General features: G+C 61.8%; 10 protein-coding genes and 1 tRNA gene. 7 read left to right on the forward strand and 4 right to left on the reverse strand.

The window, feature by feature from the left end:
• Window positions 1-18 precede the first annotated feature (18 nt).
• Window positions 19-1,626: a hypothetical protein gene (locus tag EGJ09_RS08380; protein ID WP_115273322.1), complete on the forward strand. Its 1,608-nt coding sequence runs from the start codon at window positions 19-21 to the stop codon at window positions 1,624-1,626.
• On the forward strand, window positions 1,623-2,456 hold the full coding sequence (locus EGJ09_RS08385; RefSeq protein ID WP_125923601.1) for a hypothetical protein: 834 nt from the start codon (window positions 1,623-1,625) through the stop codon (window positions 2,454-2,456). The genes EGJ09_RS08380 and EGJ09_RS08385 overlap by 4 nt, the downstream gene beginning before the upstream one ends.
• 74 nt (window positions 2,457-2,530) lie before the next feature.
• On the opposite strand, the gene EGJ09_RS08390 is transcribed toward EGJ09_RS08385, so the two are convergent.
• Window positions 2,531-2,607: transfer RNA gene (locus EGJ09_RS08390), tRNA-Arg, on the reverse strand.
• Window positions 2,598-2,960, reverse strand: coding sequence for a hypothetical protein (locus tag EGJ09_RS08395; protein ID WP_125923602.1), 363 nt, complete (start codon window positions 2,958-2,960; stop codon window positions 2,598-2,600). Before EGJ09_RS08395 ends, EGJ09_RS08390 begins: the two co-directional genes overlap by 10 nt.
• Window positions 2,961-3,086: 126 nt before the next feature.
• Here EGJ09_RS08395 and EGJ09_RS08400 point away from each other — a divergent pair, with 126 nt between their 5' ends.
• Window positions 3,087-3,557 (forward strand): Lrp/AsnC family transcriptional regulator, encoded by a 471-nt coding sequence (locus EGJ09_RS08400; protein WP_119688092.1) that lies wholly within the window; start codon window positions 3,087-3,089, stop codon window positions 3,555-3,557.
• 100 nt (window positions 3,558-3,657) lie between these two features.
• Here EGJ09_RS08400 and EGJ09_RS08405 read toward each other — a convergent pair whose 3' ends face one another.
• Complete coding sequence (locus tag EGJ09_RS08405) at window positions 3,658-5,034, reverse strand: inorganic triphosphatase (RefSeq protein ID WP_046786974.1); 1,377 nt, start codon at window positions 5,032-5,034, stop codon at window positions 3,658-3,660.
• A gap of 114 nt (window positions 5,035-5,148) precedes the next feature.
• On the opposite strand from EGJ09_RS08405, the gene argE reads away from it, so the two are divergent.
• Together argE and argA are read left to right on the forward strand one after the other, a co-directional pair.
• Window positions 5,149-6,291, forward strand: coding sequence for an acetylornithine deacetylase (gene argE, locus EGJ09_RS08410; RefSeq protein WP_125923603.1), 1,143 nt, complete (start codon window positions 5,149-5,151; stop codon window positions 6,289-6,291).
• A gap of 125 nt (window positions 6,292-6,416) precedes the next feature.
• A complete protein-coding gene (argA, locus tag EGJ09_RS08415) occupies window positions 6,417-7,715 on the forward strand; it encodes an amino-acid N-acetyltransferase (RefSeq protein WP_012312225.1) in 1,299 nt (432 codons plus the stop codon).
• Window positions 7,716-7,778: 63 nt separating this feature from the next.
• Here the strand turns inward: argA and EGJ09_RS08420 are convergent, their stop codons facing one another.
• Window positions 7,779-9,155 (reverse strand): glutamine synthetase family protein, encoded by a 1,377-nt coding sequence (locus EGJ09_RS08420; protein WP_012312226.1) that lies wholly within the window; start codon window positions 9,153-9,155, stop codon window positions 7,779-7,781.
• A 574-nt stretch (window positions 9,156-9,729) separates the two neighbouring features.
• On the opposite strand from EGJ09_RS08420, the gene EGJ09_RS08430 reads away from it, so the two are divergent.
• Window positions 9,730-11,088: a glutamine synthetase family protein gene (locus tag EGJ09_RS08430; protein WP_012312227.1), complete on the forward strand. Its 1,359-nt coding sequence runs from the start codon at window positions 9,730-9,732 to the stop codon at window positions 11,086-11,088.
• 49 nt (window positions 11,089-11,137) lie between these two features.
• The gene (locus EGJ09_RS08435) at window positions 11,138-12,499 is read left to right on the forward strand and encodes an aspartate aminotransferase family protein (protein WP_125923604.1); all 1,362 of its coding nucleotides are present in this window, start codon (window positions 11,138-11,140) and stop codon (window positions 12,497-12,499) included.
• The last annotated feature ends 32 nt before the right edge of the window (window positions 12,500-12,531 follow it).

Consider the following 12,531-nt stretch of genomic DNA (forward strand, 5'->3'; position numbering starts at 1 on the left):
CAGTCAAGGACGTCCTGAATGGAAGACTTTTCGCTAGCTGCACTCAAATCATTGATTCTCGCCAATCAGTTGTTCACCGCCGGCCTCCTTTCGCTGCTGGTTACTGCGCTGATCGTGCGTAAATACTGGGAGGAGGTGTCCTACTTTCTCATCCGTGTCTGGCACAGCCTCCCCCTGATCGGTACGGTGGCCCGGCTGTCGCGCAAGCGTTCCTCGGTCGACAGCGATGGCTGGATCAACCACGAAGTGACCTTGTCCAAGCCGTACTACGGCCAGTACAAGAAGTACATGAAGGGCGTCAACGCCTACAATGCCTCCCTTGACTACCTCGCCAAGGCCGGTGAGGCCGGGCGCTCGCCGCGCCCGGGTTGGGTGCTGGTGCTGGTGCTGATGCTGGTGCTGATTGAGGCCATGGGTTTTGCCTACGTCCTGGCGGGCTGGATGAACATGGATGCTTCTACCAATGACCGCCATTGGCTGACCGCCGGCACTGCGATCCTGCTCGCCGTCGCCTCGGCGTTCTTCGCCGAAGCCGCCGGCCATACGTTGCACCACAACAGCCTGATCGCCCGTGCACGCCACTGGTGGCAAGGTGAAGAGCCTACCAAGCGCTCGCGTTCGCTGAAGGCTGGCAAGGCGATCAACCTGGAAGACTCTTTCTCCGACGCGGACAAGCCGGACTACGAGCAACTGCTGGTACGGGTGAAGGACGTCAATTCCAACGTCTCGCGCAAGTTCGTCTGGCTGGTGGTCTGTGGTGTGTTCGTGGCGGCCATGGCCGTGGGGGCATTCGTCGTGCGCTCGGCGACCCTGGACAGCATCGAGACCGAGATGGTCAACGGTATGCGCGCAGAGTCCGCTGCGCAAAGCTCCAGTGCAGGTTCCCCGTTTGACCTGCCAGCAGAATCCCAGGCCATCAACGATGAGGCCGACAACGCCACCATCGATGACAAGATGCAAGCGATACGCCAGGCCAGCCTGACCACCTACATCATGCTGTCACTGATCTACATCGCTATTCAGGGCATCAGTATCTGGCTGGCCAGCCGTTACTACTTTGCCGGCACCCACTCGCCAACCGCCTGGCGCCTGACCCACGAGTACGCCACCGCCGAGGAAATGCTCGACGCGATGGATCAGAAGCGTCATGCCATTGCCAGCCACGCCGACGACAAGCTGCGCCGCCTGCAGACCTCGCTGTCTGGCCGCGACCACACCGACGCCGCTGTGCTGCACGCGCTGGAAGGTGAGAACACCGCACATCGCAACTTCCTCGCCTACGTCGAGTACAAGGCCGGCAAGGTCGCGCCCCAGGCAGTCAAGCCAAAACCTAGCGTTGAAGCCGCTGCGCCAGCGCCTGCCGCGCAACCTGTAGCCCCCGCCCCGGTTGCGCAGCAGGCTGCTGTATTCGAGCCTGTCGCAGTGCCCTTGGCCGAGCCTGCCGCTCCTGCCGAAATCAAGGCTTCGGACTTCCACGACATGACTGGCCTGCCTGAAGAGAACCTGGCTGCCGCCAGCCGTGCGCTGAATGTCAGCGAGGCACAACTGCGTGACATCCGCGAGCAACAGCAGGCGCTCAAGGCGCTTGGCCTGTTCCCTGCGAAAAAGGAGGGCATGCTGTCATGAGGCTTGCCAAGGCCCTGATCCTTGCGCTGGCGTTGCCTTGCGCAGCACTGGCTGCTGAGCGCAATGACCTGCAGAGCTGCTACACGCGCAATGGTCTGGCTGACATCAAGCCTGCAGCGTCCGGGCGCGAGCTGGTGGTGATCATCGATCAGACCATCCCGATGCCTGAAGACCTGCAGCGCAGCAGCTGGGGCCAGATCGACCGGTTCGTTCAGCCGGGCGATCGCGTCAGGCTCTATACATTCTCAGCGTTCTTGCCGGGGGAGTATCAGCGCCTGGTGTACGCCGGTGAGCTGGACATGCCGTTGCAGGGCGAGGTTCGCGACGACGTCAACATGCGCAAGCTGAGGGGCCTGGATCAGTGCCTGGCGACCCAGAAGAAAGCGTTCCAGGCCGGCTTCGGCGGGCTGTTCGTCAAAGGGCTGCGTGACGCTCGCCAGGATATCCCCAAGAGCGAAATCATGAACACCTTGCGCCGGGTTGGTGAGGACATGAGCAAAGAGCAGGGTGTCCAGGAGCGGGTGGTGTATCTGATTTCGGACATGCTCGAGCATTCGGACTACACCAGCTTCTATGCGGCAAACCAGATCAAGCAGCTCAATGTCAGTAAAGAACTCAAGCTGGCACAGAGCAAAGGGCTGTATGCGGACCTGCAGGGTGCCAGGGTGTATGTTTCCGGTGCAGGCCTGGTTACCGATGCGGTGAAGCATGCCTACCGATCGGGCAAGACCATGGATGCGTTGAACGATTTCTGGGCGCAATACCTGAATGCGTCCAACGCGACCCTGGAAGGTTTCGGCACGCCGAGCCTGAGTACTGATCTTCGCTAAGCAGGGAGGGGCTGCAAACCAGCCCCGGTCCGCCAACGAAAAAGCCCCGGGCGCAGGCCCAGGGCTTTTTGATATGGCGCACTCGGCGGGATTCGAACCCACGACCCCTGCCTTCGGAGGGCAGTACTCTATCCAGCTGAGCTACGAGTGCAACGCGCACGCATGATACCCATCTGATTCGATTGCGTCCATCGCCTTGATCTTTGTCCATTTTTCCTGATCCAGGCGCACTTGCGCGACGCACACCAGATTGCGCAATTTTTGCGCAATCACCTCGGCCCGATGCCTGCTCAGCCCGCCGATACCTATTTCGATGTCCAGCAAGTCATCTTGCTGGCTGACTTGCACGCTGTGCGGCGTCAGAAACTGCAGGGCGAACAGGTTGAGTACCCGGCACAGGGTATCCGGCTCGGCTTCGGCTTGCAGGCGATAGCACACGTTGCTGTGGCTACTGCTGGCGGCCCAGACATCGGTTCGGGGCAGGGGGCGTTCGAATGGGTTCATGCTGGTCTCCGCAAAGGTGGGAGAAATTCTGGCAGGTTGATGCCGGCTTTTTTTCGCTATTATTTGATGAATTAGCCGTTCAGGCGAATTGGTTGATTCGAAAAATATAAGCTTGGGGAATTTTTAATGCAAAGCGATCTGGATGCGTATGACCGGCGGATTCTCGAGCTTCTTCAGGAGGATGCGTCACTGTCCAGCGCGCAGATTGCCGAGCGCGTAGGGCTGTCGCAGTCGCCGTGCTGGCGCCGTATTCAGCGGCTCAAGGACGAGGGGGTCATCCGGGGGCAGGTCACCCTGCTCGATCGCAAGAAGGTCGGCCTGAACACGCAGATCTTTGCCGAGGTGAAACTGAACGCCCATGGTCGCTCCAACTTCACCGAGTTCACCGAGGCGATCCGGGGCTTTCCAGAGGTGCTGGAGTGTTATGTGCTGATGGGGTCAGTAGACTTCCTGTTGCGTATCGTCACGCAGGATATCGAGGCTTACGAGCGGTTCTTCTTCGAAAAGCTGTCGAACGTACCGGGGATTCAGGAGGTGAATTCCATTGTGGCGCTGTCGGAGATCAAGTCCACCACCAGCCTTCCGCTGATGCGCTGACGCTGTCGCCGGCAAGCCGGCCCCCACTGGGTTTTGCGCTGAGCTTGAGAGCAGCGGGGTAACCTGTGGGGGCTTGCCGGCGATGATGCACAAGCGAATGTCAGGCCTTGAGCAGATGTTTCCAGCCACGGCTCTGATCAATCGCACGGGCCTGTTCCACGCGGGCCTCCAGCAGCTCGCCAGGCTCTTCGGCCAGTGGCAGTTCAGCCAGCTCATGCAGCTTTTTCAGGTCGCCATACAAGCGGTCCATCTGCGGCGCCTCGAGTACCTGGCGCGCATGGTGCAGCCAGGCCAGCAACTGTTCGATGCGCGGCAGTTGTTCTGCCAGGTCTTCCGGGCGTTGGGTGTAAAGCGGTAGCTTCAGCGCACGGCCTTCTTCGCCCAGCAGGTGTGCCACCCAGCTGGCCAGTTGCGCCTTGCCTTGGCGTTCGCCACGGCCCTTGCGCTCTGCGGTCCAGGCACGGGCCAGCAGCCAGCGTGATGTTTCCAGGGAGAATTGGCCCCAGCGCACGTCCTCGAGCTCTTCGAGGAACTGCTCTGGCGCGGCGCGCCGGATGTCTTCGTCGTCATTGCCGGCCTGTACCAGCGGGCGCCAGTCTTCCAGCAGCGCGTCCAGGCTGGCGCGCAGGTCACGGGTGCTGGCACGCGGCGCGGCCTGGCCAAGGCTTGCGACCAGTGCACGCAGTTCTGCCAGGCACTGCACCCAGTCCTGCAGCAGGCGCCAGTGGCCATTGTGGCGGTATTGCTCGGCCAGGCGCTGGCTGCTGCCCAGCAGTTGCCAGGCGAGGGCAGCGAAGGCATCGTCGACCGGCATTTCGGCGTCCAGTTCGGTGCTTGGCAGGCCCAGCTCATAGCTGTCCGGCTCCAGCAGGCGGTAGCCGCGCTCGGCCTTGCTGATGTCGCACGGCATCAGGGGCAGGCTGGCGGCCAGTTCGGCGGCCAGCTCCAGCAACGCCTCGGGGGCACCTTCGCGCAGTTCCAGCTCCAGCTCGCAGATCTCTTCCTTGCGCTTGCCGGCAATCACGAAGCCCTGGTCCAGCGCCGCCTCGATCACTACTTTGCTCTTGCCGCGGCCCCAGGCGATCTCAGCGAATTCGCGGGTGAAGTCGGTGGTGAACAGCGGTTTGATGGATTTTTTGTCAAGTTCGGCCAGTTGCTCAGGCCAGCAGGTGGCGTCGAGCTTTTTCAGGTCGAGTTTGACTTTGTCCAGGTGCCACTCGTATTCGTTGCGTTCGGACAGGCCGGCGACGCTTTGGCCACGGCACTTCAAGGTCTGGATGATCACCTCGCCGTCGCGGCGCAGGCGCAGCGCCACTCGGGCAGCAGAAAGGTCGCGCTCAGGGGTGTCGAAGTACTGGTTGAGCAGCTCGCGGGTCTGCCAGCCGGACTTGTTGCGCTTTTTCAGCAGAGGGTGCTCGCGCAGTGCGGCCAGGGTGTCGCGGCTGGCGCGAAGCTTGAGTTCGGTTTCTTTGTGCATCGCAGGCTCGAAGAGGGGCGTGATTGCCGTGCAGTCTACAGCAGTGTGCCGGCAACGGTTTATTCCTTACGGCGGATGGCCCTATGATGGGCAATGCTTCCGAGGAGTTCGCGCATGCCGTTGCCCACGCTGAAAGACCAGTTTGCCGCTTTGATCGCCGCGCCCTCGGTCAGCTGCACCCAACCTGCCCTGGACCAGTCCAACCGCCAGGTCATCGACCTGCTGGCAGGCTGGTTGGGCGACCTGGGGTTCAGTTGCGACATCCAGCAGGTCAGCCCAGGCAAGTTCAACCTGTTGGCCAGCCGTGGCACTGGCCCGGGCGGGCTTGTGCTGGCTGGCCACAGCGACACCGTGCCGTATGACGAGCAGTTGTGGACGAGCGACCCGCTCAAGCTGACCGAGGTCGATGGCCGCTGGGTGGGCCTGGGCAGCTGCGACATGAAGGGTTTTTTCGCCTTGATCATCGAAGCGGTGATTCCGTTGCTGGAGCATGACTTCAAGCAGCCGCTGCTGATCCTCGCCACCTGCGACGAAGAAAGCTCGATGTCCGGTGCCCGCGCCCTGGCCGAAGCGGGTCAGCCGCTTGGCCGTGCGGCGGTCATCGGTGAGCCGACCGGCTTGCGCCCGGTCCGCATGCACAAGGGTATCCTCATGGACCGCATCGACATTCTCGGGCGCAGCGGCCATTCCTCTGACCCAAGCCTTGGCCGCAGCGCGCTGGAAGCCATGCACGCGGTGATGGGTGAGCTGATGGGCCTGCGCCGGCAATGGCAGGACACCTACCGCAACCCGCAATTCACCGTGCCCACGCCGACCATGAACTTTGGCTGCATCCACGGTGGCGACAACCCCAACCGTATCTGCGGCCAGTGTGCCCTGGAGTTCGACCTGCGCCCACTGCCAGGCATGGATGTAGAGCAGTTGCGTGCGGCCATCCGTGAGAAGCTTCGGCCGGTGGCCGAGCGCCATGAGGTGCGTATCGACTACGCGCCGCTGTTCCCCGAGGTGCCACCGTTCGAACAGGCGGCCGATGCCGAACTGGTGCAGGTGGCCGAGCGCTTGACCGGCCATCGCGCCGAAGCGGTGGCGTTCGGTACCGAAGCGCCTTATCTTCAGCAACTGGGTTGCCAGACCATTGTTCTTGGCCCTGGCGACATTGCCTGCGCCCACCAGCCGGGCGAATACCTGGAAATGTCACGAATCGAGCCTACCGTGCGTCTATTGCGTGACCTGATCCGGCACTATTGCCTGAATTAAACGTCCACCCTGCTGATTCGTCTTTGCCTAGAGGAGACCGCGCGTGACCGCAAGCCTGTTCCGACGATGATCCTGAACGCCGTGTGATCCAACGTTCTCCGTCCACTTTATCCACAGGCCCTGTCATGCCCGATTACGTCAACTGGCTGCGTCATGCCTCCCCGTACATCAATGCCCATCGCGACTGCACCTTTGTGGTCATGCTCCCCGGCGATGGGGTGGAACACCCGAATTTCGGCAATATCGTCCATGACCTGGTGTTGCTGCACAGCCTGGGCGTGCGCCTGGTGCTGGTGCATGGTTCGCGCCCGCAGATCGAGAGCCGGCTGGCCGCCCGTGGCCTGACCCCGCACTATCACCACGGCTTGCGCATCACCGATGCCGCAACCCTGGACTGCGTGATCGACGCCGTGGGTGCCTTGCGCCTGGCCATCGAAGCGCGCCTGTCGATGGACATCGCTGCCTCGCCGATGCAGGGCTCACGCCTGCGCGTGGCCTGCGGCAACCTGGTGACTGCCCGCCCTATCGGCGTGCTCGAAGGGGTGGACTACCACCACACCGGTGAAGTACGGCGCATCGACCGCAAAGGCATCAGCCGCCTGCTTGACGAGCGCTCGATTGTGCTGCTTTCGCCGCTGGGCTATTCGCCGACCGGTGAGATCTTCAACCTGGCTTGCGAAGACGTGGCCACCCGCGCCGCCATCGAATTGGGTGCCGACAAGCTGTTGCTGTTCGGCGCCGAACCCGGGCTGCTGGATGAGAGCGGCAAGCTGGTGCGTGAGTTGCGCCCGCAGCAGGTTGCACCGCACCTGGCGCGGCTGGGCAGTGATTACCAAGGCGAGTTGCTCGATGCTGCCGCCGAGGCCTGCAAGGGCGGCGTGGCGCGTAGCCACATCGTCAGCTATGCCGAGGACGGCGCACTGCTCACCGAGCTGTTCACCCGCGGCGGTGGCGGCACGCTGGTGTCGCAGGAGCAGTTCGAAGTGGTGCGCGAGGCGACCATCGAGGATGTGGGTGGTTTGCTGGAGCTGATCAGCCCGCTGGAAGAGCAGGGCATTCTGGTGCGACGCTCACGTGAAGTGCTGGAGCGTGAGATCGAGCAGTTCAGCGTGGTCGAGCGCGAGGGCATGATCATCGCGTGCGCGGCGCTGTATCCGATTGCCGATTCCCAGGCTGGTGAGCTGGCGTGCCTGGCAGTGAACCCGGAGTACCGCCATGGCGGGCGCGGTGATGAGCTGCTGGAGCGGATCGAGAGCCGGGCGCGGGCGTTGGGGTTGAATACCCTGTTCGTGCTTACCACCCGGACCGCGCACTGGTTCCGCGAGCGAGGCTTTGCCCCCAGTGGGGTAGAGCGGCTGCCGTCGGCGCGAGCATCGCTGTACAACTACCAGCGCAATTCGAAGATTTTCGAAAAGTCTCTGTAAGCCAGGGAATCGAGTGCCCTGCCAACCCATGAAAAACGCCGCCCCAGAGGGCGGCGTTTTCATTTACACGGTATGCAGGTACCAGTTGTACTCGAGGTCGGAGATCGAATGCTCGAACTCCTCCAGCTCGCTCTCCTTGCACGCGACGAAGATGTCGATGTACTTCGGATCGATGTACTTGTTCAGGATCTCGCTGTCGTCCAGCTCGCGCAGGGCATCGCGCAGGTTGTTCGGCAGGCTCTGCTCCAGCTGCTCGTACGAGTTGCCTTCGATCGGCTCACCCGGCTCGACCTTGTTGGTCAGGCCATGGTGCACACCAGCCAGTACGGCGGCCATCATCAGGTACGGGTTGGCGTCGGCGCCGGCCACGCGGTGTTCCAGGCGTACGGCGTCGGGCGAACCGGTCGGCACGCGCAGGGCCACGGTGCGGTTGTCCAGGCCCCAGCTCGGCGCGTTCGGCACGTAGAACTGGGCGCCAAAGCGGCGGTACGAGTTGACGTTCGGGCAAAGGAACGCCATCGACGCAGGCAGGGTCTCGAGCACACCGCCGACAGCATGACGTAGCGCGGCGTTCTGCTCGGGATCCTCGCTGGTGAAGATGTTGTTGCCATCCTTGTCCAGCACGGAAATGTGTACATGCAGGCCGTTGCCTGCCTGGCCCGGGTAGGGCTTGGCCATGAACGTGGTGTCCATTTCATGGTCGTAGGCGATGTTCTTGATCAGGCGCTTGAGCAGCACTGCATAATCACAGGCCTTGAGCGGGTCGGGGACGTGGTGCAGGTTGACTTCGAACTGTGCCGGGGCGCTTTCCTTGACGATGGCGTCGGCCGGAATGCCTTGTTCCTTGGCGCCTTCGAGGATGTCCTGCAGGCAATCGGCGTATTCGTCGAGGTCGTCGATCAGGTATACCTGGGTCGACTGCGGGCGCTTGCCCGAGATCGGCGAGCGTGGTGGCTGCGGGCGGCCGTTCACGTTCTCCTGGTCGATCAGGTAGAACTCCAGTTCGAACGCGGCGCAGATGGTCAGGCCCAGGTCGTCGAACTTGCTCACCACCTGACGCAACACTTCACGAGGGTCGGCGAAGAACGGCTCGCCTTCAAGCTCGTGCATGGTCATCAGCAACTGGGCGGTCGGGCGTTTCTGCCACGGCTCGTTGCAGAGCGTGTCCGGGATCGGATAGCAGATGCGGTCAGCATCGCCGATGTCCAGGCCAAGCCCGGTGCTTTCGACGGTGGACCCGTTGATATCGAGGGCGAAGAGGGAGGCCGGCAGGTTGATGCCTTTCTCGTAAACCTTGTGGAGGCTGGTGCGCTCTATGCGCTTACCGCGCACCACACCATTCATATCTGCAATCAGAAGGTCAACGTAGAGAACCTCAGGATGTTCCTTAAGGAACGCGTTCGCTTCGTTAAGCTGAACGGCACGCGGGGGTACCGACATGATGCAACACCTTTGTTGTTAAAAATATCAATCAAGGGGGGCTTGCAGGACCAGTCAATCGAAAAGCCTTACTGATGTCAAGCCAACCCCATGATGCCCTGAAATGGCACATCGACGGCAGATTTGCTGCATATCGGGGCGTGCCATTATCCGCTATTTCCCTGACAAAGGGCTATCTCCGACAAGCCGTGTTTTATTTTTTACGGAGGTGTTGTGTAAAAAAATGAACAAGGCTAAGCTCGGTCTCAACCCAAAACACAATAATACGAGGGTCACATGGTCCGCTTGTCGCGACCTGAAAGCGCTGCCTGTGCAGTGCGCTCGGGTATCCCTGCCGTTCCGGCACGCATCAATTGCGCTGTGGTCGCACTGGCCGCAATAATTGACGCTTTGCGCTTCTGGACTACCCCTCGTAGCGCCGTTTCGCTTCCTTTCTTGTATTCCTGCCCTTCGAACTCATTACGGACACGCTTGTTTCCAGTGTATCCACTGTGCTCCTGCGTGGGGGTTTTTGCTTTAGCAACCCACTCCATCCAGAATCAATGCGCGGACCACATTACCTCCTGAGGTATCTATGAGTAACAACCTCGACCAGCTCACCGATTGGTTGAAAGAGCACAAGATCACCGAAGTCGAATGCCTGATCAGTGACCTGACCGGCATCACCCGCGGCAAGATCTCGCCGACCAACAAGTTCATCGCCGAGAAAGGCATGCGCCTGCCCGAGAGCGTGTTGCTGCAGACCGTGACCGGCGATTACGTCGATGACGACATCTATTACGAACTGCTCGACCCGGCCGACATCGACATGATCTGCCGGCCCGATGAGAACGCTGTGTTCCTCGTGCCGTGGGCCATCGAGCCTACCGCCCAGGTCATTCACGACACCTACGACAAGAAGGGCAACCCGGTCGAGCTGTCGCCGCGCAACGTACTGAAGAAAGTCCTGCAGCTTTACGCCGACAAGGGTTGGCAACCGATCGTCGCGCCAGAGATGGAGTTCTACCTGACCAAGCGCAGCGAGGACCCGGACTTCCCGCTGCAGCCGCCGGTAGGTCGTTCAGGCCGCCCGGAAACCGGCCGCCAGTCGTTCTCCATCGAAGCGGCCAACGAATTCGACCCGCTGTTCGAGGACGTCTACGACTGGTGCGAGCTGCAGCAACTGGACCTCGACACCCTGATTCACGAAGACGGCACGGCGCAGATGGAGATCAACTTCCGTCACGGCAACGCCCTGCACCTGGCCGACCAGATCCTGGTGTTCAAGCGCACCATGCGCGAAGCGGCGCTCAAGCACAATGTAGCCGCCACCTTCATGGCCAAGCCCATGACCGGCGAGCCGGGCAGCGCCATGCACCTGCACCAGAGCGTGGTCGATTCGGTCACCGGCAAGAACATCTTCAGCAATGAAGACGGCAGCATGAGCGAGCTGTTCCTGCACCACATCGGTGGCCTGCAGAAGTTCATCCCCGAGGCGCTGCCGCTGTTTGCCCCGAACGTCAACTCGTTCCGCCGCTTCCTGCCAGACACTTCGGCCCCGGTAAACGTCGAGTGGGGCGAGGAAAACCGCACCGTCGGCCTGCGCGTACCGGATGCCGGCCCACAGAACCGTCGCGTCGAGAACCGCCTGCCAGGCGCCGATGCCAACCCTTACCTGGCCATCGCTGCGAGCTTGCTGTGCGGCTACATCGGTATGGTCGAAGGCATTGCCGCCAGCGCGCCGGTGCAGGGGCGCGGCTACGAGCGGCGCAACCTGCGCCTGCCGCTGACCATCGAGGACGCCTTGGAACGCATGGAAGTCAGCCGCGCGCTGACCCAGTACCTGGGCAAGAAATTCATCACCGGCTACGTTGCCACCAAGCGCGCCGAGCATGAGAACTTCAAGCGCGTCATCAGCTCTTGGGAGCGTGAGTTCCTGCTGTTTGCTGTGTGATCAACCCCTGAGGCCGCCCGCCGGCGGCCTGTGGACCCTGGAGAAGCACATGAGCGTCAAAAACCCGCAAACCCGTGACTGGCAAACCCTGAGCGGCGAGCACCACCTTGCACCCTTCAGTGACTACAAGCAGCTGAAGGAAAAGGGGCCGCGCATCATTACCAAGGCGCAGGGTGTGCATTTGTGGGACAGCGAGGGGCACAAGATCCTCGACGGCATGGCCGGCCTGTGGTGCGTCGCGGTGGGTTATGGCCGTGAAGAGCTGGTACAGGCTGCCGAAAAGCAGATGCGCGAACTGCCGTACTACAACCTGTTCTTCCAGACGGCCCACCCGCCTGCGCTGGAGCTGGCCAAGGCCATCACCGACGTAGCGCCCGAAGGCATGACCCATGTGTTCTTCACAGGCTCCGGCTCTGAAGGCAATGACACCGTGCTGCGCATGGTCCGCCACTACTGGGCGCTCAAGGGTAAGCCGCAGAAGCAGACCATCATCGGCCGTATCAACGGCTACCACGGCTCGACCGTCGCCGGTGCAAGCCTGGGCGGCATGAGCGGCATGCACGAACAGGGCGGGCTGCCGATCCCGGGCATCGTGCATATCCCGCAACCGTACTGGTTCGGTGAAGGCGGCGACATGAGCCCGGACGACTTCGGGGTGTGGGCGGCCGAGCAGCTGGAGAAAAAGATTCTGGAAGTGGGCGAGGACAACGTCGCAGCTTTCATCGCCGAGCCGATCCAGGGCGCCGGCGGCGTGATCATCCCGCCAGAAACCTACTGGCCGAAGGTCAAGGAGATCCTCGCCAAGTACGACATCCTGTTCGTCGCTGACGAAGTGATCTGCGGTTTTGGCCGTACCGGCGAGTGGTTCGGCTCAGACTACTACGACCTCAAGCCCGACCTGATGACCATCGCCAAGGGCCTTACTTCCGGTTACATCCCCATGGGCGGTGTGATCGTGCGTGACAAGGTGGCCAAGGTGCTCAGCGAAGGCGGAGACTTCAACCACGGCTTCACCTATTCCGGTCACCCGGTGGCGGCTGCGGTAGGCCTGGAAAACCTGCGCATCCTGCGCGACGAGAAGATCGTCGAGAAGGTCCGTACGCAAGTGGCACCCTACTTGCAGAAACGTCTGCGTGAGCTGCAGGACCACCCGCTGGTGGGCGAGGTACGCGGCCTGGGCCTGCTCGGCGCGATCGAGCTGGTCAAGGACAAGGCCTCCCGCAGCCGTTACGAAGGCAAGGGTGTGGGCATGGTCTGCCGCAATTTCTGCTTCGACAACGGCCTGATCATGCGCGCGGTGGGTGACACCATGATCATCGCTCCACCCTTGGTGATCAGCCATGCAGAGGTGGACGAGCTGGTGGAAAAGGCGCGCAAGTGCCTGGACCTGACCCTCGAAGCGATCCGTTGAGCGCCTGCTAGGCTAGCGATGTGACATTAAGT

The organism is Pseudomonas sp. p106, from assembly GCF_003936645.1.
Classification (GTDB): Bacteria; Pseudomonadota; Gammaproteobacteria; order Pseudomonadales; family Pseudomonadaceae; genus Aquipseudomonas; species Aquipseudomonas putida_E.